22 protein-coding genes and 7 pseudogenes are annotated in these 26,046 nt (G+C 68.9%); 16 read left to right on the top strand and 13 right to left on the bottom strand.

Annotation, left to right across the window (positions count from 1 at the left end; genetic code table 11):
* Positions 1-72 precede the first annotated feature (72 nt).
* Positions 73-1,209, bottom strand: coding sequence for a DUF4185 domain-containing protein (locus DY245_RS18750; RefSeq protein WP_128508399.1), 1,137 nt, complete (start codon positions 1,207-1,209; stop codon positions 73-75).
* Positions 1,210-1,815: 606 nt separating this feature from the next.
* On the opposite strand from DY245_RS18750, the gene DY245_RS18745 reads away from it, so the two are divergent.
* Positions 1,816-2,955 carry an RICIN domain-containing protein gene (locus DY245_RS18745; protein ID WP_128508398.1) on the top strand — a complete coding sequence of 380 codons (1,140 nt, stop codon included), beginning with the start codon at positions 1,816-1,818 and terminating at the stop codon, positions 2,953-2,955.
* Between the two features lie 126 nt (positions 2,956-3,081).
* Here DY245_RS18745 and DY245_RS18740 read toward each other — a convergent pair whose 3' ends face one another.
* The 4 genes and pseudogenes from DY245_RS18740 to DY245_RS18725 form a co-directional block, all read right to left on the bottom strand.
* On the bottom strand, positions 3,082-5,901 hold the full coding sequence (locus tag DY245_RS18740; RefSeq protein WP_181923748.1) for a helix-turn-helix transcriptional regulator: 2,820 nt from the start codon (positions 5,899-5,901) through the stop codon (positions 3,082-3,084).
* Positions 5,902-5,997: 96 nt separating this feature from the next.
* The gene (locus DY245_RS18735; protein WP_128508396.1) at positions 5,998-6,198 is read right to left on the bottom strand and encodes a hypothetical protein; all 201 of its coding nucleotides are present in this window, start codon (positions 6,196-6,198) and stop codon (positions 5,998-6,000) included.
* Positions 6,177-6,443, bottom strand: coding sequence for a hypothetical protein (locus DY245_RS18730; RefSeq protein ID WP_128508395.1), 267 nt, complete (start codon positions 6,441-6,443; stop codon positions 6,177-6,179). The genes DY245_RS18735 and DY245_RS18730 overlap by 22 nt, the downstream gene beginning before the upstream one ends.
* A 78-nt stretch (positions 6,444-6,521) precedes the next feature.
* Positions 6,522-6,911: pseudogene (locus DY245_RS18725) on the bottom strand (transposase family protein); the annotation flags it as partial.
* Positions 6,912-6,913: 2 nt separating this feature from the next.
* Between DY245_RS18725 and DY245_RS18720 the strand changes: the two are divergent.
* Positions 6,914-7,093: pseudogene (locus DY245_RS18720) on the top strand (transposase); the annotation flags it as partial.
* 8 nt (positions 7,094-7,101) lie between these two features.
* On the opposite strand, the gene DY245_RS18715 reads toward DY245_RS18720, so the two are convergent.
* Positions 7,102-7,659 carry a hypothetical protein gene (locus DY245_RS18715; protein ID WP_128508394.1) on the bottom strand — a complete coding sequence of 186 codons (558 nt, stop codon included), beginning with the start codon at positions 7,657-7,659 and terminating at the stop codon, positions 7,102-7,104.
* Positions 7,660-7,786: 127 nt separating this feature from the next.
* Between DY245_RS18715 and DY245_RS18710 the strand changes: the two are divergent.
* From DY245_RS18710 to DY245_RS18690, 6 genes and pseudogenes are all read left to right on the top strand, one after another.
* Positions 7,787-8,132: pseudogene (locus tag DY245_RS18710) on the top strand (transposase); the annotation flags it as partial.
* Between the two features lie 32 nt (positions 8,133-8,164).
* Positions 8,165-8,716 carry a YciI family protein gene (locus DY245_RS18705; protein ID WP_128508417.1) on the top strand — a complete coding sequence of 184 codons (552 nt, stop codon included), beginning with the start codon at positions 8,165-8,167 and terminating at the stop codon, positions 8,714-8,716.
* 159 nt (positions 8,717-8,875) lie between these two features.
* Positions 8,876-9,637 carry a MerR family transcriptional regulator gene (locus DY245_RS18700; RefSeq protein WP_128508416.1) on the top strand — a complete coding sequence of 254 codons (762 nt, stop codon included), beginning with the start codon at positions 8,876-8,878 and terminating at the stop codon, positions 9,635-9,637.
* A gap of 113 nt (positions 9,638-9,750) precedes the next feature.
* Positions 9,751-9,942, top strand: a complete 192-nt coding sequence (locus DY245_RS45285) for a hypothetical protein (RefSeq protein WP_220377914.1) — start codon at positions 9,751-9,753, stop codon at positions 9,940-9,942.
* The gene (locus tag DY245_RS45280; protein ID WP_220377913.1) at positions 9,933-10,127 is read left to right on the top strand and encodes a hypothetical protein; all 195 of its coding nucleotides are present in this window, start codon (positions 9,933-9,935) and stop codon (positions 10,125-10,127) included. The genes DY245_RS45285 and DY245_RS45280 overlap by 10 nt, the downstream gene beginning before the upstream one ends.
* Positions 10,128-10,219: 92 nt before the next feature.
* Positions 10,220-10,370: pseudogene (locus DY245_RS18690) on the top strand (IS5/IS1182 family transposase); the annotation flags it as partial.
* 123 nt (positions 10,371-10,493) lie between these two features.
* Here the strand turns inward: DY245_RS18690 and DY245_RS18685 are convergent.
* Positions 10,494-11,207, bottom strand: a complete 714-nt coding sequence (locus DY245_RS18685; protein ID WP_128508393.1) for a hypothetical protein — start codon at positions 11,205-11,207, stop codon at positions 10,494-10,496.
* An 84-nt stretch (positions 11,208-11,291) separates the two neighbouring features.
* Here DY245_RS18685 and DY245_RS47540 point away from each other — a divergent pair, with 84 nt between their 5' ends.
* Positions 11,292-11,414 carry a hypothetical protein gene (locus DY245_RS47540; protein WP_280524981.1) on the top strand — a complete coding sequence of 41 codons (123 nt, stop codon included), beginning with the start codon at positions 11,292-11,294 and terminating at the stop codon, positions 11,412-11,414.
* Positions 11,415-11,768: 354 nt separating this feature from the next.
* A complete protein-coding gene (locus tag DY245_RS46420; protein ID WP_244943117.1) occupies positions 11,769-11,966 on the top strand; it encodes a hypothetical protein in 198 nt (65 codons plus the stop codon).
* 246 nt (positions 11,967-12,212) lie between these two features.
* Here DY245_RS46420 and DY245_RS18675 read toward each other — a convergent pair whose 3' ends face one another.
* Positions 12,213-13,787 (bottom strand): serine/threonine-protein kinase, encoded by a 1,575-nt coding sequence (locus DY245_RS18675; protein WP_181923747.1) that lies wholly within the window; start codon positions 13,785-13,787, stop codon positions 12,213-12,215.
* A gap of 754 nt (positions 13,788-14,541) precedes the next feature.
* Positions 14,542-14,721, bottom strand: a complete 180-nt coding sequence (locus DY245_RS18670; RefSeq protein ID WP_128508391.1) for a hypothetical protein — start codon at positions 14,719-14,721, stop codon at positions 14,542-14,544.
* Positions 14,722-15,066: 345 nt separating this feature from the next.
* On the opposite strand from DY245_RS18670, the gene DY245_RS18665 reads away from it, so the two are divergent.
* From DY245_RS18665 to DY245_RS18655, 3 genes and pseudogenes are all read left to right on the top strand, one after another.
* Positions 15,067-16,293 carry a glycosyltransferase gene (locus tag DY245_RS18665; protein ID WP_128508390.1) on the top strand — a complete coding sequence of 409 codons (1,227 nt, stop codon included), beginning with the start codon at positions 15,067-15,069 and terminating at the stop codon, positions 16,291-16,293.
* A 189-nt stretch (positions 16,294-16,482) separates the two neighbouring features.
* Positions 16,483-18,633 (top strand): RNA polymerase recycling motor ATPase HelR, encoded by a 2,151-nt coding sequence (gene helR, locus DY245_RS18660; protein WP_128508389.1) that lies wholly within the window; start codon positions 16,483-16,485, stop codon positions 18,631-18,633.
* A gap of 6 nt (positions 18,634-18,639) precedes the next feature.
* Positions 18,640-19,149 (top strand): annotated as a pseudogene (locus DY245_RS18655) (glycosyltransferase); the annotation flags it as partial.
* Positions 19,150-19,161: 12 nt separating this feature from the next.
* Here DY245_RS18655 and DY245_RS18650 read toward each other — a convergent pair.
* Together DY245_RS18650 and DY245_RS18640 are read right to left on the bottom strand one after the other, a co-directional pair.
* Positions 19,162-19,566 (bottom strand): annotated as a pseudogene (locus DY245_RS18650) (transposase); the annotation flags it as partial.
* 438 nt (positions 19,567-20,004) lie between these two features.
* On the bottom strand, positions 20,005-20,919 hold the full coding sequence (locus tag DY245_RS18640) for an MBL fold metallo-hydrolase (RefSeq protein WP_128508388.1): 915 nt from the start codon (positions 20,917-20,919) through the stop codon (positions 20,005-20,007).
* A gap of 100 nt (positions 20,920-21,019) precedes the next feature.
* On the opposite strand from DY245_RS18640, the gene DY245_RS18635 reads away from it, so the two are divergent.
* Together DY245_RS18635 and DY245_RS46415 are read left to right on the top strand one after the other, a co-directional pair.
* Complete coding sequence (locus DY245_RS18635; protein ID WP_128508387.1) at positions 21,020-21,949, top strand: AraC family transcriptional regulator; 930 nt, start codon at positions 21,020-21,022, stop codon at positions 21,947-21,949.
* A 390-nt stretch (positions 21,950-22,339) separates the two neighbouring features.
* Positions 22,340-22,612 (top strand): hypothetical protein, encoded by a 273-nt coding sequence (locus DY245_RS46415; RefSeq protein ID WP_181923753.1) that lies wholly within the window; start codon positions 22,340-22,342, stop codon positions 22,610-22,612.
* A gap of 115 nt (positions 22,613-22,727) precedes the next feature.
* Here DY245_RS46415 and DY245_RS18625 read toward each other — a convergent pair whose 3' ends face one another.
* A complete protein-coding gene (locus tag DY245_RS18625) occupies positions 22,728-23,411 on the bottom strand; it encodes a DUF899 family protein (protein ID WP_181923746.1) in 684 nt (227 codons plus the stop codon).
* 972 nt (positions 23,412-24,383) lie between these two features.
* Here DY245_RS18625 and DY245_RS18620 point away from each other — a divergent pair.
* On the top strand, positions 24,384-25,259 hold the full coding sequence (locus DY245_RS18620; protein WP_244943115.1) for an NAD-dependent epimerase/dehydratase family protein: 876 nt from the start codon (positions 24,384-24,386) through the stop codon (positions 25,257-25,259).
* Between the two features lie 75 nt (positions 25,260-25,334).
* Here the strand turns inward: DY245_RS18620 and DY245_RS18615 are convergent.
* Positions 25,335-25,713, bottom strand: a pseudogene (locus tag DY245_RS18615) (transposase family protein); the annotation flags it as partial.
* Positions 25,714-26,046 lie beyond the last annotated feature (333 nt).

Raw genomic sequence — 26,046 nt, 5'->3', positions numbered from 1 at the left:
CCCGAGTTACGCGGCGCACGGTCGGACGGACCGGGCGCCGCACGAGAACGACGCCCGACGGGATGCGCTGGCTCAGGACAGCATGTTGACCTTGTACTGCATGATCCGGTAGTTCTTCGGGTCGTACCACTGGCTGACGACGATGTGGAAGTTGCCGAATGTCGAGCCGGGGATGACGAATCCACCGTACGGGCTGGCGACGAGGTTGGCCGCCTCCTGCCCCGGACTGCCGGGCAGGATCATCGTCTGCTCAAGCGTCTTGGTCAGGTCCGACGTCGGGAGTGGGAAGACCATCGCCCGGATCGACAGCGCGTTCATGTTCAGCCATGTGAGGACGTACTTGCCGTCCATGGCGCGGAAGCACATCTCGCCCCACTTGCGGGTGCCGAAGACAGTCGTCGGGGGCGCGCCCCACCGCCAGTCGCCGTCGGCGTAGCCCCACGGCTCGTACGCGTCCGCGTTGCCGAGGCTGTCCTTGCGTACCCGGTGCAGCAGCATCCCCGATTCCACGTCGCGGTTGAAGACCGTGGACAGGACATAGCAGTAGTCGCCCTCGGCCACGGCGTACGTCTTCTGCTGGAACTGCCCGCCGTGCAGGTCACCCGGCCACTGGCACAGGTACTCCCAGGTCTCACCGTTGTCGGTGGAGCGCCAGAAGTCCGTGTGGTGGGTGTCGTAGATGACGCCGCGCATGAGGTGCATGTACATGACGCCGTCGACGACGAACACGTCGGACGGGATCGCCGTCGTGGCCTTGTCGCCGACCGGGTTGTGCGGCTCGTCAACAAGGCTGTTGGCGTGGTTGCCGCCGACACTGCCGTCGATACGCAGGTTGTTCAGGTCCGCGCTGCTGGAGCGCAGGCCGACCGGGGCGCGCCAGTCGTCGGCGGCCTCGCCCGGCAGCGGTACGTGGTCGCCGTTGAAGGTGTCGCCGCCGACGAACAGCATGGTGCCGTTCGGGCACAGCGCGGGGATGCCGAGGTCGGTCCACGGCGAGGCGAACGGGCCGGTCTCGTCCGGGCCGCTCAGGTTCTTCACCTTGGTCGCGAACGTCAGGCTGGACGGGTCGTTCGGCCCGCCGGCCATCGCTTCCGTGGCGCCCGAACCGACAACCCCCGCCCCCACGGCGACGCCGATGCCGATCTTGAGGAGCTTACGGCGGGAGTACCCGCCGGCCGCCCCGTCCTTCTCGTCCGATAAACGTGTCATTCTGCCGATGCCTCTCAGAGCCGACTCACTTGTACCAGGAGATGCCCTCGGTGCCGCTGTCCTTGGCGAGGGCCGTAAGACAGGATCCCGTCCTTCTGCGGGTAGCGCGGGTGGTTTTGGAGGAATCCCTGGACGGACTTCCTGCGTATCCCGAGGACGGGTCGATCGACTCCTCCCGTTCCCAAGGGCTTTACCACCCGCACTGACACCGGCACCGAACTGCCCGCCGCCGCTGCATCCCACCGCGCGATGCACGGCATGGCGGTCCGGTGCTCACCAGACCTGGCCCGCCGCTTTGGGCAGTCCTCATGGTGGAGATCAATTACGGGACAGCCCTCAGGGGCCGCGGGAGGACGGGGCGCGGCCGGGCTGAGGCGCGCCTGTCGTCTGCCGCGCCCGTCGCCCCCTCTGCCGCCCGTCCAGCAAGTCCTCCGTCAGTTGAAGGATGTAACGCTGCGCGGACCCTCGTACTTTGACACCGCCGCAGCGGGGCCACAGTCAGGGATGGGGTGCTTCCTCCCCTGTCCGGGAGGCGTTGCCACGGCATGAGGGCCGGTCACCAAGCCTGCCCACAAGCAAGAACCGCCGAAGGAGAACCGAATACCCATGATCACCGAGCCGACCCCCCACGGGCATGTGCGGCGGACGATGGCCGCATTCGCCGCGGTCGCCTTCGCCACCCTCGCCACGTCAGTCTCTCCGCTCACGACCGGAACGGCTCACGCGGACACCCCCGCCATGACGGGCCTGTCCCTGTCGCCGCGCCTGCCCCAGAGCGACGGTCTTGCGCCGTCATTGGATCTGGCGAAGGACTCGCCGGACTACCGGACCGAAATGGTCATCAACAAGTCGCCGATAGCGAATTGGAGCATCCTCCCCAACGGGGACGGGAGTTTCCTGATCCGCAACGACAAGACGCAGAAGTGCGTCGACTTCAACACCGACAACGGCCACCTCGTCGAGCCGGAGTACTGCGACCAGAACAACAGCAAGCAGAATTGGTATCTGCAGCCCTCGCGCAGTGGTGGCGGCTACTACCTGATCCGGAACGTCAACACCAATAAGTGCATGGATGTGTTCGGGGGAAGCAGTAACGACGGCACAACAGTGGGTATCCACGACTGCAACGGTGCCAACAACCAGCAGTGGATCATCGGCCCGACGCCCAGCCCGGAGTACACGGGCCCCACCCTCTCGGACCTGGCCACCGCGTACGCCCTGAAGCAGTGCAGCAACGGTTCCAGCATCATCAAGTCGTGCGATTACAAGGTCACCGGCGACAGCGTGGCATCCGTGCGGAACCTGCAGCGGGTCAGCTCCAATGTGTGGAACAACAGCACCGACCCCGGAGATCGGACCATCACCTGGACGCAGACCTCGTCCCAGACGAATGCGGTGGGCGGCTCCATCACCGTCACCAGCGAGGTCGGGATCAACGTCGAAATCGTCACGGCCAAGGTCAGTACGGCGATCACCGCACGCTACGATCACTCCTGGACCCAGACCGACACCGTGAGCGACGCAAACAAGATATCCGTGAAGCCGAACAACTACAGCTGGGCCATGCGAGGCCAGCTGATGAAGACGGTGACGGGTAAGTGGACGTTCACCAATGATCTCGGTGACACCTGGTCCGGCGACGGCACCGCCACCATCCCCGCCAAGGATGGCACCGACAATCTCAGCAGCAACCTGGTGCTGTGCACGAGCGACAGCCCCGCTCCGGAGTGCGTCAACAACCGGTGACCGGTGCAGAGCACTCCCCCTCGTGACCTGAGAGCACTCCGCCTCGTGATCTGACGGCACGCCGTCGGACCGTTCCCCGGCCTCCGTGAACGGAGCCGGGGAACAACGCGTCGAGCGCCGAGAGGGTCAGCCCTGCGAAGGTGACCGCCCGGACTTCTGCCGGCGGGTCACCTCCGCGGCGATTTCGACCCGTGAGGTCATCGCCAGCTTTCTGAGGATGCTGGACACATGGGTGCTGACGGTGCTTCGGGCGATGGACAGCCGAGCCGCGATCTCGGGATTGGAACACCCTTCGGCCACGTGCTCCGCAACCAGGCGTTCGGTGTGGGTGAGCGCTTCCCAGCCGTCGCGAAAGCCGGTTCGGGTCCTGTGCGAACCCCGTCGGACGGCGACCGCTCGCAGCCGGGACGTCGCCTGGGCCACGTCCCAGACCGCGCCCAGCTGCGTGAACGTGTCCAGCGCCTGATCGAGCAGGACGCGGGCGTCATCCAGTCGCCCTCTACGGGCCAGCATTTCCGCCGCATCGGTAAGGGCGTGTGCCGCATTGAGTGGCCGCGGAGCGTTGCGGTAGCAGCGGACCGCTTCCATGAGCAGATCAGGGTCCCCGCTCAGCAGACCTTGACAGCGGTAGGCGTCGCCGAGGTGGTAGAGGCCGCCGCTGTGGTCGGCGCGCCGTTGCGCGGCGGCGGCGTATCGCCGTGCGTTCGCGTGGTCCCCCTGGGCCAGGGCGAGGCGGACCAGATCAGGTGTCAGAAAGCTGAGGATCAGCTGGCCCGGCAGATGGCCGACGCCGCTGTCGAACGCCTCGGCGAGCCGGGAGTAGGCGCGCCGGGGATCGCCCTGCGCTTCGTCCAGAAGGACGCCTGCGCACAACGGCAGATACTCGTAGAAGGCGGCGACCGTCGCGTTGTCGACCTCGGGCAGCGGAGCGGTCAGATGTGCTTCGGCGAGGGGGCGCCGGCCTCTGTGTACGGCGATCAATGCCGCCACCGCCCGCAGCGCGCGGCTCATCTCGTCCTGGCCTCCGCAGTCGAGACCTGATTCGATCTCCGCCAGCGCATCGTCCCAGCGCCCCGAGTGAAACGCGAGGAGCGCGCAGGACAGGTGGTACCAGGGCAGGAACACCCCTCCGGTGTGCTCCGCCGGGATGCGTACGGCGGCGAGGGTCCGCTGGGCGTCGTGCCCGAGATCGAGATCGACGTAGTAGTTGACCAGGGCGAGTTGCAGCCCCATCCACTCCGCCGGGTGCATCGTGTCGGGCGTGAGGCGGGACGCCTGCCGCGCCAGTTCGACCGCTTCGGCGTCAGGCGTTTCGAGGAAACGCTTGGCTGCCAGTATGTGCAGGGTACTGGCCAGGGCGTAACTGTCACCGGCCTCGTCGGCGGCGCGCCGGGCACGTGAGGCGACCGCGCCGGCTTCGGTGAGGTCGCCCAGCGCGAAGAGACATACCGCGCTGAACGCCTGGAACCGGACGGCCTCGATCGCCGGTACGCCCGGGCTCCGGCATCCGGCCCGCGCCTCCGCCAGCGCCAGGTCAGGCCGGCCGCGGGCGAACGCGGCCTGGATGACGATCCAGCGCATCAGGCATTCCCACCCGGGGTCAGGCGCCTTGGCCAGGGCGCAGCGGGCACTTTCCTCCGCCTCGGCGAGGAGACCGCAGGAGAGCTGCGCAAGGGCGTGGTGCAGACGGAGATTGATATACCCGGCATCCGTGGGGTCGCCGAGTGCCAGCGCCGTGGTGAGCAGCCGCAGAGCCATGACCGGTGCCCGCGTGGTGAGCCGTGCCGCGGATCCTTCCAGCCACGTGATCAGAAAGTCCGTGCTCGGCACCCCGTTGAGCAGGTGCTCGGCAACGCGTTCGGGAGCTGCCCCGGCCTCGGCAAGGCACTGCGCCGCTCTCATGTGCAGCATGGTCCGGACCGACTCCGGCACGGCGTCGTACAGGGCGTGCCGGATGAGCTCATGGCGGAAGCGCAGGCGTTGACCGGTGTCCCTCAGCACCCCGGATGCCTCGGCCTCCGCCATGACGGTCAGCAGGTCGCGTACCGGAAGGTCCACCACCGCTGCGAGTTCGGCGGTGGTGCAACCGGCGCCCAGTACGGAGGCGACGCGCAGCACCTGCAGCACGTCATCACGCAGGTAGCGAAGCCGGTGTGTCACCAGCGCGGTCAGCGGCGGCAGCGAGCAGCCGGCGGCGATGTCCGCCATGGCCTCGCCGGTCTCGATGGCATGCTCGCGCCTCAGCGCGGCGATCAACTCCGTGATGTACAGCGGGTTGCCGGCGGCTCCCTCGGCCATGCGCCGCAGTCGCGGACCGGCCGGCTGGCCGCACAGGTCTGCCAGCAGGGCCGCCACGGCCTCCGTATCGAGTGGTGCCAGCTCCAGCAGGGTGCGATTGCCGGCGATCGGGCTCCGTGACAGGTGGTCGACTTCCCCGACCCCGGACACGGGCCGGTGGGCACCCACCACCAGAAGCGGCAATTGATGCACCGAACGCACCAGTTTGTGCAGCACGGCCACACTTGCCGAGTCTGCCCACTGAAGGTCGTCGAGGAACAGCGCCAGCGGCCCCTGCGCGCACAAGTCCTCGACCAGCCCGACCATCGCCTCGATCGTCGCCCCCGCCGCCTCGCTCTTGGCGCCCGGCAGACCGTAGCGGGCATCACCGCGCAGCACCTCGGCGACCCGAGCCCGCCGGGCATCCGAGGGAGACTCCTCCAGCCTCAAGCAGCTTGAAATCAAGGCGAACGGACATGCCTGTTGCAGCTCCTGGGCACTCCCATGCAGCACCCGTATGCCCATACGCTCCGCGGCCGCCGCCGCCTGCTCAAGCACCACGGTCTTCCCGAGACCGGCCTCACCCACGACGAACGCGGCCTGCCCCTCGCCCGCAAGTGTGGACTCCGCCAGCCTGGACAGCTCCGCCAACTCAGCCGCACGACCCACAAGACAACCTTCGAATGAAGCCATCACTTCGCCCCCACGCCATGTAATGCCAGGTGTTTCATAACACATGTCTTGGATATGCGTAACGAACGACCATCACCTGGACAAGATCCGCTCGTCGTTCGAGGCAGCCGTGGAACCCGCGTGCATGCGGTCCAGGACATGACCGTCGTCATGCCGACCGGCCGCCTGGGCCGCGGGGGCCAGGCGAGTACGGAACAGCGGCGGCCCGGAGGTCAGGGCGAGCGCGGTGGAGCCGACCGCCCGCCGGGCGGTCACCCGGGTCCGCAGCGGCACGGCGGGGTCATCCGGCACGGAGCGGTACGCAGGCCGGCCTGCGGCACCAGGGCGGTTCCGCCGCGATCGTTACGGGTGTCGATCGACGGGCGGACGACCTCGACCCTCATCCCCCTCTCCGGGTCGGTCCAGGTCGCGGCCATGCCCTGGCGGGTCTCGGCGAACCGCCAGGCGAAGCAGTCCCGGATGCGGAACGCCGGCGGAGGGCAGCGGTCGTTGGCTGCAAGGTGGATCTTCGTCGTCAACCCGCCGCGGGACCGGCGAGAGCCTCCTCTACCCCGGCCACCCCGCCCTGCGAGATGTCAGAGAAGAACTGGCCTATTGCGGTAGCTCGGTCGGAGCAGGGCCAGGCTGTGGTTGGTCACGAAGGCGTCCAGGTGCTTCGACACGTAGCCCTTGTCGCCGATGACGGTTTGGCCGGGATGGGCGGCAAGTAGGTCAGGGTCAGTGGTGAGTACGCCGGCCAGGACGTCGCGTTCGTCCACCTTGGGGTTGGCCAGGGCCCAGGCCATGGGCAGGCCGCCAGGTGTACCCATCAGATGCAGTCGCAAGCCCCAGAAGAATCGGGAGTGGGACGGGCAGTAGGAGTAGGCGGCCCAGCTGGCCAGGTCGGAGCGTTTGACGGTGGGCCGGGACCGAGCGCACTCCCCTGGTGTGGAGTCCGCGACCCACACGTCGTCGTGCCACAGGTCGGTGTCCTGGGCGAGGGTCCTGGAGCCGCGCCTTCCGCAGGATGCGGAACTGGCGCGTTGGTATCGAAGCCCGCATCAGTCACCTCAAGCGTGGATTCGGGCTCCGCCGAACACGGCTGCGACGGCTCAGCGGAGCACAAGCCTGGGTCGGACTCGGCGTCTTCGCCTACAACCTGCAACGGATGACCGTGATCCGCCCCTGATGACTGCCTCAGGTGGTGATCTCCAGGTGCATCACCTGGAGCTCGCGTATCGCGGCCGGAAGATCGTACTCGGGAGCCGTTGTGGCGTCCTCCCAGTGGCAATACACCTGGCCCGATCGAGTCCAAGCCAGCAGGTCGACAATCTGCGTGAACGTCGACGGAGCGAACGGCGGGATCAGATCCTCCTCGTCGCCCTCAAGGTATCTCGTGGTACGCAGTTTCCGCCCTGCCAGCAGGCGCAGCCAGGCCGCCGACGCATAGGCTGACTGGGACACAATGTGTCGCTCCGGGTCCTGGTCTTCTGAGTAGCACAGACCCACTTCGGTCAGCTGCTCATGGACCGCATCGACGTCGGTCGGCTCCCCAGCAGCAGCTTTGTGGATCCCCCGCACCGCATCCGCGGTCGAGAGCACGGGCTCATCGCTCAACTCCTCGTCCTCCTGCTCAACGCGGTCGAGCAGGGGAGCGATCAGGCCGTAAAGGCAGGCCACCTGCTCATGCAGGTCCAGCCTTCCAGCGAACTCATCGATGGTTCCCAGCAATTCGGAGTACGTCGTATCCGTCATACAAGCCTGGATAGCACGAGGCACGGACATCCCTCTCCAGCGCTCCCCGCCAGTCAGGCCGCCATACTTGCAAGGCAGAGCCGCACAGGATCGTGGCCTGTTCAGCTTCCTCGGCATCGCTCCAGACCCTCTCCTGCAAGCGATCCCACCCATCCGGGGCCGCGTCGGCCGCCCGCGCCGAAAGCTCAACTCCCTCTTCGCCGACCGCGGCTATGACCACGACATCTACCGCGACCAGGTCCGAGCCCTGGACATCGTGCCGGCCATCACCCGCCGAGGCACCCGGCGCGGAACCGGCCTGGGAACCCACCGATGGGTGGTCGAGCGAACCTTCGCCTGGCTCCATGGCTCCATGCCTTCAAGCGCTCAGAATCCGCTGAGAGCGACGAGCCGACATCCACGAAGCCTTTCTCAAACCGGCCTGCTGTCTCATCACCCACCGCCAACTCAACGCATTGTGCGGGCCTTTGTAAGGGGGGTGTACATGGTGATGAAGAATGTGGGCATGGAGTTCTTCTGCTATCACCGCGATCGGCCCGGCTCCCTGGCGCTGCGTAACGAGCTGCTGGAAGAGCACTGGTCCTACATGGACCGGTATGCGGCGGAGATGATCGCCCGCGGCCCGACCCTCACCAGCGACGGCGACGCGCCCACCGGCAGTGTGCATATCGTCGACCTGCCAGATCCTGCCGCCGCTCGCGCGTTCGCCTTCGGCGAGCCTGGCTACCAAGCAGGCGTGTACCGCGACGTGCTGCTGCGCCGGTGGCGCAACACATTGGGGCGCACAATGTGGGATTTCCCTGGCGGCCGGACCGGTGGCAACCGATACCTGGTGCTCGGCCTTGGCGCCGGGCAGGCCGCCGACCTCGCCGTGCCGCCCGGGCAGGACGAGTTGATCGCGTACGGGCCGCTGCTGTCCGACGACGGCGCCACCTGGCTGGGTACGGCGGCGCTGGTGCGGGCGCCGGATCCGTACACGGCACGCGCCGTCCTAACCCCGGACCGGTACGCCGATATCGAAGTGCACAACTGGCAGTTCGGCGGACGGGCGTCATGAACCGAGGCGTCGCCGGCCTTCCGCCTGATTGCGTTAGCCGTTATTGCCGGGCGCGATGAGAGTGGTGCGTGCCGGGGTCCTCTTGCGCTTTCCGCTGCGTCAACTCCTACGGTCCCTTGTGTGGCCGGAGAGACCGGCCCGGCGATGAAAGGCACGGCTATGGCCTGGTCCATCGCGGACGTGGCCCGGATGTCCGGGGTGACGTCCCGGACGCTGCGGCACTACGACGAGATCGGGCTGCTTGTTCCTGCGTACATCGGGAGCAACGGCCACCGCTACTACGAGGAGGCAGGGCTGCTGCGGCTGCAGCAGATCCTGCTGATGCGGGAACTCGGTCTGGGACTGCGCGAGATCGCAGCGGTCCTGGAGCGCCAGGTCGACCAGGTGGCCGCGCTGCGGGAGCACCACCGGAGGCTGCTGGCGGAGCGGGAGCGGCTGGACGTGCTGGCCGCCACAGTCGGCCGCACCATCGCCGAACTTGAGGAAGACAAGGACACCCACGACATGACGAAGATCAGCAGGCCGGAGAACCTGTTCGAGGGCTTCGATGCCGCCCGCCACGAGGCGGCCGCCCTTGAGCAGTGGCCTGACGAGGCGGCGCAGTCGAGGCAGTTCGCCGGCACACTCACGGATGAGGACCAGGCGCGGCTGCAGCGGGAGGCGACCGCGGCGACGGTCCGTATGGCCGAGTTCGTAGCATCCGGCACGCCGGTGACCGACCCGGCGGTGCAGACCGAGGTCGATGCCCACTACCGGGGCGTCTGCCGGATGTGGACCCCGAACGCGGCCGCGTTCAAAGCCCTCGGTCAGACCTATGTCGACGATGTGCAGTGGCGCGCGGCCTACGCCCAGGTCGCTCTCGGGCTCGCCGCCTATCAGCGAGATGCGATGGCCACCTACGCGGACGCCCGCCTGAGCTGACCGGCCACCGGCTGCTGGAGGGCTGCAGACCTCTGGCACCGGGCAGCTTCCACCCGATCTGATCCACCGCCTGGCGATGCCCTGTCCGTGCGAAGCGGCATCGCCGCACACCCATGGGAGCATCCGACGTGATCCCCGCCCACTGGGCCCGCCACCACCGCTGTGAGGACAGCGAACTCCTTGGCTACCTGCGCCCGGTCGACGACAACCCGCTTCTGTTCACCCGGTCACCGTCTTCGGCCACCCGCTCGGCGCACCCACCAACGAGCATCACGCCCGCCAGTGCCTGGACCGCATGGGGCTGAGCTACCTGGCCCAGGACTGGCTGCTCTCTCTACCCGGCCGCCCGGAGCCCGTCGCCGTCCAGATCGTCGAAGCCACCCCGCAACAGCTCCGGGTGAAAAACGTCGACTACGGCTACGCAGACGCGGACATCGGCCACATCTTCGTCCTCGACGTCCCCGCCGCCGGGCAACTCCGCCCGCGCTGACCCCCAGCCCTGCAGCCCTGGTCGCATCGGCGACGCTGGACGGGCCGAGCGCGGCGGCACCACATGTCGGCGTCATCCCCTCCCGGAGTCTCGTGCCCGTCCTGCCGTCCTGCCTGCTCGAACCCTTGTGGAACCAGTGCGCGGCGCTGCTGCCCCGCGCATGTGGACCCACACCCGCTGGGCTGCCGCAACCCGCGCATACCCGACCGTGTGGTTTTCGAGCACGTCATCACCGCCCTGGTGTCAGCGGTCACGCAATTCCCCACTTCAGACCGCTTGAGCGTCACTTAATTCCTCACCGTCGCGGTCACATTTCCCATAGGGACGGCTGCGGCGAACAGTGGCTCGGGCAGCCCTGGAGCCGATCTAGCCGTGCAGCCAGATCCGCAGCGGACCGACCGGCTCGAAGCCGTGGCGGACGGCGGCCGCCAGGTCATCGCTGCCGTGCTCGTAGCCGACCACCGGCAGGGTGGGGAACAGCCCGTGCACCGCCTCCAGTACGACCGGCCAGGCCGCGTCGGGGCCGCCCTCCAGCGCGAAGACATTGGAGATTCCGACCACCTGGTCACTGCGGCTCGCCACCGCTCCGGCAATCACCCGGCCGTCAGGGGACTGTCCGGCGAGCACGAACGTGGCCGGGTCGTCGAGCAGTTCGGGCCGGAAGAGGTCCGCGTTGCCGTTCCCGTCGTCCCAAGCGTGCGCCCACGCGCGCAACGTGTCCGGGTCGCCCGCCACGTTCCAGGCAAGATCCGACGCGGTGGCGGGCGCACCCGCCGGGCGGTGGATCCACTGCGCCTCGAACAGCACCTGGAAGCCGGCCTCCCCCAGGTCGAGGTCGGCGAAGCTGTCCTTGACGGAGGCGCCGGGCGTCGTGGTGTCGATCCGGGTCGCCAGCGCGGCCGGGTCGGCGCCCGGCACCAGCGTCACCGCGTCGGGGTAGTACAGCGGCGTGCGAGCCGGAGCGGTCCAGCTCTGTGCCCCGAACTCGCCCGCCAAGCCGTGCGATCGGCTCATCGCCGCGCACCACTCGGCGTTGTTGCGGGCGGCCGCTCGGACCAGAAGCTGCTTCGGCGTCGTCACAAGTGCGGATCATGGCTCGTCCGGGCCCGGCCGTCCAACGGTTTTCCGCTGCCCGCAGGCCGGACGCTCCTGGTCATCGGGGAGGTGCGGGTTTTCTTCGGTCTGTGGTTCGGAAGGCGCCAGGACGACGGGCTCCCCGATGACGCGGCGTTGCTCCGCGTCGCCGAGCAGGTGCTGCCGAAGATCTTGGGCTGGACCGCCGGCTGACGAGTCATCTGCGGCGTTCGAGCAAGGCAAAGCCTGCGATCTGGGGCACCGCCGTTGCGGGGACAGGTCGAGAGCTGAGAAATAGCGCACGTCAGGAGAAAGTGCGCTCCGCCGGTGCAACGAATCGACCACCTGCGCACGAAGCGGCTGACGTTCGCGGCGTCGAAGGGGCGCAGTTATCCAGAACACCCTGCGATTGTTCTGCGAGTACATCGCTGACGCCTGCTACGGCTGGCCGGCCACCTGCCTGGAGCGGTTTGTGCGAGCGCCTGTGCAGCGCCTGTGCAGCGCTTGCACAAGTGGAACACCGTCACGCACACCAGCGCGTACGAGGGCGCCCCGGGGCGGCGACCGTTGACCTATGACGAGGTGCAGGACCTGTTCGACGCGGCGGACGGACGGGGGGAGGAAATCCGGGCACGGCAGCGCAAAGGGGCGCTGACCGCGTTGCGCGGTGCCATGCTGCTCAAGACCTCCGGCCCGGCGAGGTGCGGGCTGATCCACAGAGGCCGGTGGGCGTTGCGCGATGGGGACCACTGGTTTCTCCAGTGACCGCGGACCACCCAACGGTGCTGGTAGGCGCGAGTGCCCGGGCGCTGCTGCGGGTCCGTGCCCCGATCGATGTGCGCCCGCCGGAGCCGTATCAGGCGTACGTCGCGCCAGCTGTGGAGCAAGATCGTCGCCGAGATCGTGACCCACGCGGGCCAGGCCGACGACGCGGCGGCGGAGGTGACGGGGGGGCGTGAAAGGCCGCCTCGGGAGGCCGGTCGGGCAGCCGGCCGAGCGCCTACGTGCCGATCAGCTCTGAACCGGGATACAGGCATCGAGGATGTCGAGGCCAACACGGGGCCGGTCCATCAGGGACTTGTTGAAGGCACTGTCGTCCTTGTCCCGGAGTGCGTCGAGGGCCTTCGCGGCGACGTCAATGTCCTTTTGGAGCGCGGTCTTGACCGCGCTCCGGTCCGCCTTGGCGATGTCGGCTCTCTGCGCGTCCTGGATCTGCCCCAGCAGGTCCTCGATCGGCGCGGTGCCGTTCCCGAAGTGGTCGGAGGCGACGATCCTGTTCCATTTCTCGCCGATCGTGGCCTGGTCTTCGCAGCCCGCCGGAGTCTTCGGACCCGTGTCGTCGGACTGCTCCGCGGCCGGTGCTGTAGATCCCGCCGGGGTACGGGGCGAGCCGGCGTTCGGTGACGCGTCCTCGCCGCCCGACGTGGCCACGGCGATGCCCACCGCGACCGCAACCGCGGCGACCACAGCGGCGCCCACGAGAACCAGCGGCCTGGCCGGGCGCACCGCGCCAGGCCCGGTGGTCGGCCGGATGGTGCCGGCGGGCGGTTGAGCCTCCAGCGTGGGCGGCAGCGGAGGCACGCGCTCGGTCAGAGCCTCGGATCCGCCCGGAGCGGGCGGGGGCGCCGGGGCCTGGACGGGTTCGGCGCCCACCTCGGCACCGCCCGGAGCCTCCGGCGCAGGCACGGCGTCGAGACCGGCGCGTGCCTGGGAAGCGTCCGGCAGGGGCTTTGGCGCCGGCGCGGAGTCCGGGCCGGCCGCTGCTCCGGGGACATCCGGCACGGGCGACAGCACGAGGGTGTCGATCACGGCCAGGGCCTCGGCAGCGGTGGGCCGGTTGCCGGGGTCCTTGTCCAGTAGACGGGTGATCAGCGCCCCGAGCTTCCCGGCGTCGCGAGGAACGGGCACCTCCCCGAGCAGCACGGCGGTCAACGTCTCCGTAGGGGTTTCCCGGTGGAACGGGGACACCCCCTCCAGCGCCTGATACAGCGTCACGCCCAGCGAGTACAGGTCGCCCGCGCCACCGGAGTCGACACCGTTGAACCGTTCCGGCGGCATGTACTCCAGCGAGCCGATCAGCCCGCCGCTCGCCGTGAGCGAGGTGTCGCCCTGCTGTACGGCGATCCCGAAGTCGGCGAGCAGCACCCGCCCGCCCCGGGTGACCATCACGTTCGCCGGTTTCACGTCCCGGTGGACAATCCCGGCCTCGTGTGCCGCGCCGAGACCGTCGAGCAGGCCCTTGGCGACGAGCGCGACAGCGGTGACCGGCATGGGCCCGTCCTGGGAGACCTTCTCGGCGAGGTTGGCGCCCTCGACGAGCTCCATGACGATCCACGGCGCCTGATCCTCGATGACCACGTCGTGCACGGCGACGATGTGCGGATGCGACCGCAGCCGGGCGGCATTGCGGGCCTCGCGCTCGGCGCGCTGCAGCCGCTGCGCGTGTTCCTCCTCGGATGTGGCCGGCGGAAGCCAGACCTCCTTCACTGCCACACCCACGTCAAGGGTCTCGTCGCGAGCCTTCCAGACCCGCCCGAAACCCCCGCCTCCCAGAACCGACTCCAGCCGGTATCGTCCGCCGATCACACGTCCCGGTTGCGTCTGCGCGGCCACGAACCCCCCACTCGTATGCACCAAAGGCTCCAGCAGCTTACCCAGGTGCGCCCCCGCGGATCTCGTGCCGGCAACAGCCCAGCCCTGCCCCGTGAACCCGCGACCGGGCCCATTCACAGGACGTCACGCGGGTTTCCACCGGTTGCCGGAGCAAGGCCGGAGGCGGGTCACGTGCCGTAATAGCTAGGTCAGTTGGGGCTGAAACCTCCGCTCCCGCCCGCCTCCACCACCAAAAAGACCGGCTCGTCATCGACACCCGCGAGGGCACCGTCACGCTCAACGACACCGCCCCCCGCCTCTCCCCCCCCGCAGCACTGCCGAGCAGGCATTTACCCTGCCGCTCGGCGCCCGCTGCGCACGTTCCGCGCCGAGGAGTTCAACGACGTCGACTCCCCCACCGTCCTGTGGCGCTCTGCCTGGCGGTGCCCGCCCCCAATCCAGCAAGGAAGCCAACTCCCGCCCCGCCCGACGACGCTCCCCGTGCTCTTCCCGCTCGCGTAAGCGATCACCAAGGGGGAGATGGACGTACGGCGTGGATCCGCTACGAGCCGCTGGCCGCGATGCATCAGTACGTCGACCTGGACCGGGCCGCCTCGGGCGGAAGGTTTTGATGGCGGCCTCCGTCGCAGCTCGGTGAGCCGCTGCACGTCGAGGAGCCCGACTGGGAGGGCGCGCACCTCAACGGCGTGCGTCGCTCAGGCGGTCAGGCGGTCAGGCGGTCAGGCGGTCAGGCGGTCAGGCGGTCAGGCGGAGTCTCGGACTCCGGCGAGAGCGTAACGACACGGGTCTGGTCGCCGTCGCGGTAGGTCAGACTTCCCGGCACGTCGCCCATGGCCGGGTGGTAGTCCCTGCGGGGCAGCGAGGCAAGGACCGTGGTGCGCAGGCCCTCCCGGAGCGCGAGCGACATCGCGAGTGGATGGCGAGGCCGACGTCGGGATCTGCGAGCACGGCAAATGGCGGCGCTCTCGACGACGTTCGAGCCGGCCTCGCTGAAGAGGGTGGAGAACTTCTCGTTCCGCGGCTGCATCCGTAGGGCCCATAGGAGATCCTCCTGGGCCGACGTATCGCCGTACGCGGCGCGCCGCCGCTTTGCGAGGAGGTTGTCCGTACACAGCGGACGATGAAGGGAAAGGGGAGTACCCACTCCTTTCCACTCTCAACTTATAGCGCACCGGGGGGCTTGTGGCAAGACCCGGGTCGTACTGCAGAATCGCCCGCCGAGGCCAGAAGTTGAGGAAGTGGAAGTCACTAAATGCATGTGTTGTTGTCGACGTATGGGTCACGCGGGGACGTCGAACCGATGGTGGGACTCGCGGTGCAGTTGCAGGCACTCGGCGCGCAGGTGCGGGTGTGCGCGCCGCCGGACTTCGCGGAGCTGCTGGCCGGTGTCGGCGTGCCGCTGGTGCCGGTCGGCCGGCCCGTGCGCCCGATGGTGACCGGGGCGACGCCGCCGCCGGCGGCGGACCTGCCCCGGCGCGCGGCCGACTGGGTCGCCGCGCAGTTCGACAAGATCGTCGAAGCGGCCGAGGGATGTCATGCGCTGGTGGCGGGCGGCATGATGCCGGTCGCCGAGCGGTCGGTGACCGAGAAACTGGGCATCCACTACGTGTACGCGAGCTACCAGCCGATCACCCTGCCGTCGCCGCACCGCCCGCCGCTGCCGCGGCCGGGCCGACCGTTCCCACCTGAGGTGACCGACAACCGGGCGCTGTGGGACCTGGACGCCCAGGACATCAAGGAGCTGTTCGGCCCGGCGCTCAACACCCACCGGGCGTCGATGGACCTGCCACCGGTGGACAACGTCCGCGACCACATCTACACCGACCACCCGTGGCTGGCGACGGACCCGACCCTGAGCCCGTGGCAGCCGACGGACCTCGACGTCGTGCAGACCGGCGCGTGGATCGTGCCGGACGAACGCCCGCTCCCGGCCGAGTTGGTGGCGTTCCTGGACGCCGGCACACCACCGGTGTACGTGGGCTTCGGCAGCATGCCCATGCGCGCCTCGACGGACGTCGCCCGGGTGGCCATCGAGGCGATCCGCGCGCAGGGCCGCCGCGCACTCGTCGGGCGTGGCTGGGCCGACCTGGCCCTGCTCGACGACCAGGACGACTGCTTCGTCGTCGGCGAGGTCAACCACCAGGCGCTGTTCCCCCGGGTGGCCGCCGTTGTGCACCACGGCGGCGCGGGCACCACGACGACGGCCGCACGAGCCGGCGCGCCCCAGGTGGTGGTACCCCAGGCGGTGGACCAGCCGTACTGGGCCGGCCGGGTGGCCGACCTGGGCATCGGCGCGGCACACGACGGTCCGACTCCGACCGCCGACTCCCTGTCAGACGCACTCAAGACGGCCCTGACCCCTGAGACCCGCGCACGAGCGACCGCCGTGGCCACCACGATTCGCACCGACGGGGCGACGGTGGCCGCGAAGCTGCTGCTCGACGCGGTCAGCCGAGAAAGGCCGCCCATGTCCGCGTGAACCACGCGGGATCGCCGAGCCAGGACCCAGAACACGAGAACCTGCAAACCCTGGCGACCTGAACCGACAACGGCCACGGTGTCCACGTCAGGCGAGCGTTGCTCGTCGTGGCCACCAGGTTCGTCACGCCGGTCCGGACGCCTTGCCGCGCACAATGGTCGCGAGCGACCTCAGATCGGAGCCGATAACGTGCACCCGCTGACTACCAGCGTGTTTGACCTTCCCGACCACCTTTCCCCCAAGGCCGACCCGACGCTGACCGCCGGCGACGATCAGCACTTCGCGGCCATCGCGGAGAGCCTTGAGCAGGCGATAGCCGAACTGTCCGACCGCCTCGATGCCGAGCGCAGGGCGCCCGGCGGCGTGGGCCGGCAGGCGATGGACCGGGACGCGGAGATCCACCGGCTGACCGCTCGCCTGCGCGCACTGCGTCGCTTCGGTTTGGACCTGTGCCTCGGGCACATGGTCAGCGCGGACAACCCCGAGCCGGTGTACGTCGGACGACTTGGGCTTACGGACAGCACGGGTCGTCGGCTGCTGCTCGACTGGCGCTCCCCCGCGGCCGAGCCGTTCTTCGGAGCCACCCACGCCAACCCGATGGGTCTGGCAAGCCGCCGCAGGTATCGCTGGACCCGCGGCCGGATCAGCGATTACTGGGACGAGGTGTTCACCTCGGACGGGTTTGTCGGGCACGCCGCGCTCGACGACCAGTCCGCCTTCATCGCCAGCCTGGGCAGCAACAGGTCGGCACGGATGCGAGACGTGCTCGGCACCATCCAGGCCGACCAGGACGCCATCATCCGCGCGGGATCCCGCGGCGCTCTCGTCGTCGACGGCGGTCCGGGTACGGGGAAGACCGTCGTCGCTCTGCACCGTTCCGCCTACCTCCTCTACTCCGACCCTCGCCTCGGTCACCGTCGGGGCGGTGTGCTGTTCGTCGGTCCGCACCGGCCCTACCTGGCCTACGTCGCCGACGTCCTCCCCAGCCTCGGAGAGGAGGGCGTGCAGACCTGCACCCTGCGGGACCTCGTCGCCGAGGGAGCCGCAGCAGCGATCGAGGCCGACCCGGACGTGGCCCTCCTGAAGTCGTCCGCGAACATGGTGAAGGCGATCGAGAAGGCCGTCAGTATCTACGAGGAGCCGCCCACCAAGGGGATGACGGTCACGACCCACTGGTCCGACATCTGGCTGAGCGCCGACGACTGGGCCGAGGCATTCCAAGCACCAGGACCAGGTACTCCGCACAACGAGGCGCGCGAGCAGATCTGGGAGGAGCTGCTCACGATCCTGATGGACAAGCACGACGGTGACGTCTCGCCCGACCTCTTCCGGAGGTCGCTGCTGCACGACGAAGAGCTGGTCACCACCCTCAACCGCGCATGGCCGCTGCTCGAAGCGGCCGACCTTGTCGGAGACCTGTGGTCGGTACCCGCCTACCTACGGATGTGCGCTCCCTGGCTCAGCCCCGATGAGGTCCGGAAGCTGCAGCGCAAGGAAGCCCCCCACGCCTGGACGGTGTCCGACCTGCCGCTCCTGGACGCGGCACGGCAGCGGCTCGGCGACCCGGAGGCGGCACGACGACAGCGTCGGCACAAGGCCGCTGTCGCTGCCGAACGCGCGCGCATGGCCGACGTCATCGACAACGTGCTCGCGGCCGATGACGACGGTGAAGGGGCGGTGACGATGCTGCGCGGACAGGACATGCAGGACACCCTGGTCGACGAGACCGCACTGCCCAGCGTCGAACCGGACCTGCTCGCCGGCCCGTTCGCGCACATCGTCGTGGACGAGGCTCAGGAACTGACCGACGCAGAGTGGCAGATGCTGCTGCTCCGGTGCCCGTCCCGGAGCTTCACCATCGTCGGGGACCGCGCCCAGGCCCGGCACGGGTTCACCGAGTCGTGGCAGGAACGGCTGGAGCGGATCGGGCTCGACCGGATCAACCTGGCCTCCCTGAGCATCAACTACCGGACGCCGGAAGAAGTCATGGCGGAAGCCGAGCCGGTCATCCGGGCCGTGCTCCCGGACGCCAACGTGCCGACCTCCATCCGCAGCAGCGACGTCCCCGTCGTCCACGGATCCGCTTCGGATCTGAGCTCGATCCTCGACACCTGGCTCGCCGCACATGCCGACGGGATCGCCTGCGTCATCGGCGATCCCACGTTCCAGCCGACGTCCCGCGTCCGGTCGCTGACCCCGGAGCTGTCGAAGGGGCTCGAGTTCGACCTGGTCGTCCTCATCGACCCGGAGGAGTTCGGCAAGGGCATCGAAGGAGCGGTCGACCGCTATGTCGCGATGACCCGGGCGACCCAGCAACTCGTCATCCTCACGAGCTCCTGATGTCGGCCTGAGGAACGGCCGCTCCCGGCCGAGTCGGAGGCGTTCCTGGACGCCGGCACACCACCGGTGTACGTCGGCTCCGGCAGCATGCACGGCGTCTCGGAGGTCGTCGCCCAGGTGGCCATCGAGGCGATCCGCGCGCAGGGCCGCCGCGTACTCGTCGGGCGCGGCTGGGCGGACCTGGCCCTGATCGAGGAGGGGGACGACTGTTCCGTCGTCGGCGGGGTCAACCATCAGGCGCTGTTCGGCCGGGTGGCCGCCGTCGTGTACCGCGGCGGCGCGGGTACGACGACGACGGCCACCCGGCTCGGCGCGCCCCAGGTGGTGGTCCCCCAGATCGTGGACCAGCCGTACTGGGCCGGCCGGGTGGCCGACCTGGGCCTCCGCACGGCCCACGACGGTCCGACTCCGACCACCGAGTCCCTGTCAGCCGCGCTCAGGACGGCCCTGGCTCCCGAGAAAGGCTGTCCCGCAATGGTCTCCTCGTTGACGCGACACGATCAATCGGTCGCTGCGCCCGTTCGTCCATCCGGCGAGGGCGAGGTTGTGCAGGCGGGCGATGCCGAGCATGGCGTGGTGAACGCCATCGCCTTTCAGACGGCAGTCGCGGAGTATCTTCCAGCCCTTCATCCGGGCGAAGGTGTGCTCGACGCGGGCGCGGACCTGCCGATGCGAGCGGTTGTGCTCTTCCTTCCATGCCGGGAGTTCGGCTTGACCGCGCTCGCGGCGGTGCGGGATGACCAGGCCGGTGCCACGGTAGCCGCCGTCGGCGATCACTGCGATCCCGCCGGCAGCGGCTTTCGCCCCGGAAAGCTCCCATGCCTTGCAGTCATTGCAGTTGCCGGTCAGAGGCCGACCGACCGTGACGACCAGGCGGGTGTCGGCATCGATGACAACCTGGTGGTTGGTGGAGTATCGGCAGTTCTTCGCGCGGCGGCCTGACCACCAAGCTGCACTTGGCCGTCGAGCAGGGGCAGAAACCCATGTCCCTCGTGATCACAGCCGGCCAGCGCGGGGACTCACCGCAGTTCGAGCCCGCCCTGAAGGAGATCCGTGTGCTCCGCCCCGGGCCTGGCCGACCCCGCACCGGCCCGATCTCGTGCGCGCCGACAAGACGTACGCTCCCGGAGGAACCGCGGGTCCCTTGGCGGCCGACGGCCAAAGTTCGACCCGGCCCCCGGTGCTGCGAGCAGCCCAACCGACTCTCTACATGGCCGGCGAACCCCGGTTAGCGAAACCGGCGGTCACCAGGACCATGGATACCTCACTCGCTGTCACGACTCAATCGAGGAGGAGCTGCCGATTGCTCACCCTCCACCGGCACCGTCATGGCGCCAAGGACGAGGTAGGTGCCGCTATGTCCGACGCGGCCTACTCCGTACCGTAGGCCGCCCACCGTCCGAGGGTGAACCCGCCGCCCTCTTGCCGGACTTCCACGGCACCCGCCCCGCCGAAGTGTGCCGGGACGACCAATTCCCTTTCGGCGGCGGCTCGTTCGAGAATCCGACGGCGGCTGGCTACTGCTTGTCCCGGATCCAGACAGAAGCAGCTGTTGCAGGAGGGTGTGAGGATCTGCACCGGGCTGTGCAGAAGGTCGCCGACGAAGACCGCCCGGTCGCCCCCGGATGCGAGCCGCAGTACGGATGAGCCGGGCGTGTGGCCTGGCGCGGACTCCAGAGTGAGGTGTTCATCGATGCGGTGGGTGCCGTCCCACAGGACGGTCTGCCCGGCCCGGTGGACGGGCGCGATGCTGTCCTCGTAGATCAGCCGGTCATCCTCCCGGCGGCCGTTCCCGTACGCGTTGTCCGGGCCGAAGTGGAAGTCGTCCGCGGCCGGGATGAGGTACTGGGCGTTAGGGAACGTCGGCTCCCACCCTCCGTCCACACCTGCGGTGTTCCAACCGACGTGATCACCGTGGACGTGGGTGTTGACGACGACGTCGACGTCCTCCGGCCGGACTCCGACCCGCGCCAGCCCACCCAGGAAGTCGCCCTGCCAGTGGTGGAACTGCGCCGAGCCGGGCCGCTCACGCCCGTTCCCTACCCCGGTGTCGACCAGAACGGTCCGTCCGCAGCTGCGCAGCACCCAGGTCTGCAGCGCCACCACTGCCCTGTCGCCGTCCGGTTCCCAGTGATCGGGCGCCAGCCAGTCCTCGTTGCCCTTCCACACCTCGGCGCCGGACTCCGGAATCAAGCCGCGTGCGGGCGCGAACGCCCCCTGCCACTCGACGACTCGGATGACCTCGACATCGCCGAACACGATGCTCTGCCTGCTCTCGCTCTTCATGCCCTCGACTCTAGGAAGGACAGATGAGCTGCTCAATGCCTGTTCAGCTCATTCAGATACGTCTGCGTCTCACTACTGACGCTACGGGTATCCTGGCCCGATGGATGTGGTGAGCGACGCAGTCTCGGCGGTACGCGTCGGGCGTCCTTCCTCAAACCGGGTGCGGGTGAGCGGGAGCTGGTGCACGCGGCTCGCCCCGTACGACGGCGCGGGCTTCCATGTGGTGCTGGAGGGCAGCTGCTGGCTGCTGCCCGACAGTGGCTCTCCGGTCTCGCTGGGCGCGGGTGACGTGGTGCTGCTGCCGCACGGCACGGGACATGTGATCGCCGACTCCCCCGCCGATGCGACGACCGTGGAGCAGGCGGTGCCGTTCGAGCGGTGGCTCGACGAGAGGGGGCCGAGCCGGCCCCGAGCCACCTCCGGCGAGGTGCAGATGCTGTGCGGCAAGTACCGGCTCGACCGCAGTCGCGTACACCCGCTCATGGCGGAACTGCCGACGGTCGTCCACCTGCCGAACAGAGTGGGCGCCCATCCCGAACTGCGCGCCGCCGTCGACCTGCTGGGCCACGAGCTGGGCACACCGGGGCCCGGCGCCTGCATCGCGGTGCCCAGCCTGCTCGACCTCCTCCTCGTCTACATGATCCGCTCCTGGGCAGCCCAGGGCACGAGCGGTGCCTGGCCGACCGTACTGGGCGACCCGGTGGCAGCCGCCGCCCTACGGGCGCTGCATTCGGACCTGGCTGCCCCGTGGACCAACGACCGTCTGGCCGCCGAGGCAGGCGTGTCCCGCGCCACCCTGGCCCGCCGCTTCACCACCCTCGTCGGCCGCCCGCCGATGGCGTACCTCACCTGGTGGCGCCTGACGTTCGCCGCCACCCTGCTCCGTGACACCCGGGACCCTCTGGCCGCCATCGCCCGCCGCGTCGGCTACGGCAGCCCGTACGCCTTCTCGCATGCCTTCAGTCGGGAGTTCGGTACTACCCCGGGGCAGTACCGGGCAGAGACAGCGGGGCGATCGGCGTCCAGGTGAGGGTCCTTGATGAAGGTCCTTGATGAACCGTCACCCTTGGTGCTCGCAGAAATCCGCGTCAGATTGGGCATTGGTTCGGCGATCGGCCGGCGGGCCGACTGGCACTTGCAGTGAAATGAGCAGGATTCCAAGGGCACCGATTGCGCATGATGGACCGACATGGCCAGTGCTCATCTCATGCGGATTCCGGCGTTCCCACAGGAACCCATGCGCACGAGATCGTGGGACCTACACCGTTCCAGGATCCGCGGTTCCGTGAGCACTGTCGGCGGATCATGAGCACTGTCTGACTGAGCAGAATCCAGGCGATCACGAGCATTGGTTACGTTCAGTAGCAGTAAGTTGCGGGGGCTTCGCGCATGCCGCTGCGGGCTCGGTGCGTTCGACGAGGTGACCGTTCTCGAAGCGGGCTCCGGCGCGGAGCAGGGCGACGAGGTGGGCGGCAGCGGTGAGCGCGCGCCAGCGGGCCTGCGCGTACTCGGTGGCGGGGGTGCCGTTTCGCGGAGGCGGGACGCGTTGCCGCACCGGCGGGACGAGGTGCTGGCGGAGCGGCTGGGGATCGGGCCGGTGGCGGCGTTCCCAGGTGAGCATGCGGGGTATCCGACGCACGCGGCGGAGTTCGCCGCGCGGCCGACCGACACGCTCGCGGCGTACCACCAGTGAGATTACGCAGCGTACGAGTAGAACTCCACTGGGCGACCGCCTTGTCCTTGGTGAAGAAGGCCCTGGTCGTGTCCGCCCTGACGGCTGTACTGCTGGTGGGGGCCGTTGTCGGGGGTCAGTAGTCGAGGCTCGCGTACCAGTCGTCGCGACCCTGCGGGGTCAGGTCGAGGAGATGCCACACAGGGGCCAGGAGGTCGATGCCGCGCTGGTCGATGTCGTCGGCCATGCGTGGGTGGGTGGAGTAGAAATGGCGGACCGTGCCGTCGCCGTCGCGGGCGAAGACGGAGATGGTGGAGTCCTGTTCGCCGTCCTTGTCCTCGCTGCCCAGGTCGTACTTGAACGTGCTGTCGCCGCAGCTCAGGAGCCGTAGCCGGTGCCAGCCCCGGTTGCGGGCGTGCTGCCGCAGGTCGGGCGGATCGGCCGCCGCGGCGATGGCGAAGTCGGCGTTGCGGGCGATGTGGTGGGCGATGCCGTTGAAGCCGTCGATCCACAGGGTGCACATCGGGCAGGGGTCGGTCTGCAGCTTGCCGTACATGAGGTGGTAGACGATCAGGGGGCGGTCCGGGGCGGTGAACAGCCCGCTCAGGGTGACGTCGCAGACCGGCGTGTCGCCGGCGTCGAGGTCGGCGGGGCCCTCGATGAAGACGTAGTCGTCGACGGGCGGTCCCTGCGGGAGCGCCCGTCGCTGGGCCGCGACCTTCTCGCGGTGGCGCATGAGGTCGATCTCAGCCAGGCGCAGCTCTTCGCGGGCGGCGAGGTAGTCCGCTGATTCCCCGGCCAGTCTGGTGTGCCGCAACATCGCGTCCTCCTGGGGTGGCCATCCCCCCGGCCCCCGGTCCGGATCCCGAGCTCCCGGTCCCCGCGTCCCCGAACCGGTCCTTTAAGTCTATGGCGGCTCCAAGGTTCGCCGATAGTTGAGCTGGAGTTCGGCTGGTGCGCTGATCCGCGAGTGGACCGAGGAGGTCGGTCCACGTACGGCAGGAGGCCGCGGATGCGGCAACGGGCGCTACGGACCAGGAACGTGCTGGTCGCCGGCGGGTGGCGGTCGCCGTGCTGGCGGGCGTGTCCGGGGAGGCGGTCGTGACGGCGTCGGGAAGAGCGGTACGAGCAGCGCAAGCAGCACGCGTACTTCCACGTCGAAGCTGGGGACGGCCGGGCGCGCCGAGCACGGGAAGCTGGACAGCCGGAGTCTGCTCAAGGGGCTGCCGAAGGGTACGCCCAAGGACCTGCCGAAGACCAAGGGCGAGAAGACGCTCGTCATCCATCTCGTCCTGTGCGGCAAGGGCGGTGGTGCGGCGAACGGGATGTTCTCGGCCGCGACGGCCAAGAAGATCGCCGCGATGTTCCATGTGACGCTGGATCAGGCAAAGGCCACGACAGCCCAGTTGGTCGAGCGCAAGGGACCGGCCATGCCCATACGCTCCACCGCCCCGGCTTCGCGCCCGCACCGTGTTCCCCATGCCGTAGGGCGGTGCGGCTCTGCGGGCACCGCTGTCGGTGCAGGTCCGATACCTGTGCTGGTCACCCCGACCGCGAGCACAGCAGCCGACTCTCTACATCGCCGGTGAACCCCGGTTAGCGAAGCTGGGGTTCACCGCGACTATTGACGCCTCGCCTCTGTCACCGCCCCATCGCGGAGGATCACCGATTGCTCAACATCCACCGACACCGCCACCGCCACCGCCACTGCTCGCTGTGCCCGGATCCCCATTTTCTGCAGGAGCCAGTCAAGTCCCCACCTCCTGTTGGCTTCCCACCCCCGCTGGTTGTCTTGACCGGCGATGAGAGGATCGCCGCCTACCTGAATCAGGGCGTTGTTGAGGTCGAACAGGGGAGGCGTGCAGTGATGCTGGGAACAGTGGTCGTCACCGGGGCAGCAGGGAACATCGGCTCGGTTGTGCGCCGGGCGTTGCGCAGCGAGGTTAGCCGCCTGGTCTTGCTCGACCGCGTTCCCCTCCAGGTCGAGGCCGCGAACGAGGTGGTCCACACCGTCGACCTTCGGGACGCGGCGGCCGTCGAGGCTGCGCTCGCGGGTGCGGACGCCGTGCTCCACCTGGGCGGCCTGCCGGACGAGGCACCGCTTGAGCATCTCCTGGACGCCAACGTGCTGGGCACCCACCATGTCCTGGAAGCCGCCCGCCGCGCGTCGATTCCACGGGTCGTGCTGGCCAGCAGCAACCGCGTGAGCGGTTTCTATCCCACGGCCCATCGCACCGGCCCACAGGAGCCGGTGCGCCCCGACGGCCTGTACGGGGTGAGCAAGGCAGCTATCGAGGCCCTGGGGCGGCTTTACGCGGACAAGTTCGATGTTTCCGTGATCTGCCTGCGTATCGGCAGCTTCGAGGAAGCGCCCACCGAGCCACGCCACCTGGCGACTTGGCTCAGCCCGCGCGATGCCGTCGGCTTCTGCCGCGCCGCGCTTACCGCCCCGCACTCCACGCGCTTTGCCACGGTGTACGCCGTCTCTGCCAACACCCGCCGCTGCTGGGAACTCCCCGCGGAATCCGAACTGGCCTACACGCCCATCGACAACGCCGAAACACATGCGTCGCACCTCACCGCCGCCGACGTCCCTGCCGATCCCGAAGCTCCGCAAGCCGGCCCGTATGCCCTGCCCGAGTTCACGTTGAAACACATCCGGCCCTGACTCGCCCTGGCCCACTCCTCGGGCGTTCCGGTGGCCGTCCGAAGTGAGGAGCCAGCGCCAGCAAGGGGTCGTGAGTTAGCCGGTGAGGGCGAGGTTGCGAAGGCGGGCGATGCTGAGAGCATGGCCTGGTGGACGCCATCACCCTTGAGCCTGCAGTCCCGCAGGATCTTCCAGTTCTACATCGGGGCAGAGCATGCTCAACTCACGCACGGGCTTTGCGGTGGACCTTGTTCTCAGCCTCCTGCTGCGGGCTCAGGCGCCGTTGACCACGCCGTTTGCGGTGCGGAATGAGAACGCCGGTGCCCTGGTAGCCGCCGTCGGCGATGGCCGGGACCCCGCAGCAAACCCGGTCGATTCCGGACTCGGTGAACGCCCGGCAGTCGCTGCGGCTGCCGGGCAGCGCGATACCGATCGCAACGACCACGCGGCTGTTGGCGTCGATGACCACCTGCACAACCCCGAGCGCACCGGCGACCCCACCGCGCCTCCGATCGTGCTGCGTGAGGCTTTCGCCGCCCTGGAGGAAGCGGCCGCAGCCGGGCATCTGAGCACGTACGGCATCGCCACCTGGTCCGGCTTCACCGAAGGTCTGGTTACCGTCGAGGAACTGGACCGTCTGGCCAGCGAAGACGCCGGCGGCTCCCCGGACCACCAACTGCGTCCTGTGCAGCTGGCGGTCAGCCTGGTCGAGGCCGGCGCACTCAAGCAGGCCCTCGACGGCCGCGGCGCCATCAGCGAAGCAAACGAGCGTGAGTGGCAGGTCTTCGCCTCCGCGCCCCTGCACGGC

This window comes from Streptomyces inhibens (assembly GCF_003389455.1).
GTDB classification, from domain to species: Bacteria; Actinomycetota; Actinomycetes; order Streptomycetales; family Streptomycetaceae; genus Streptomyces; species Streptomyces inhibens.
This window is presented reverse-complemented; position numbering and strand designations above follow the sequence as displayed.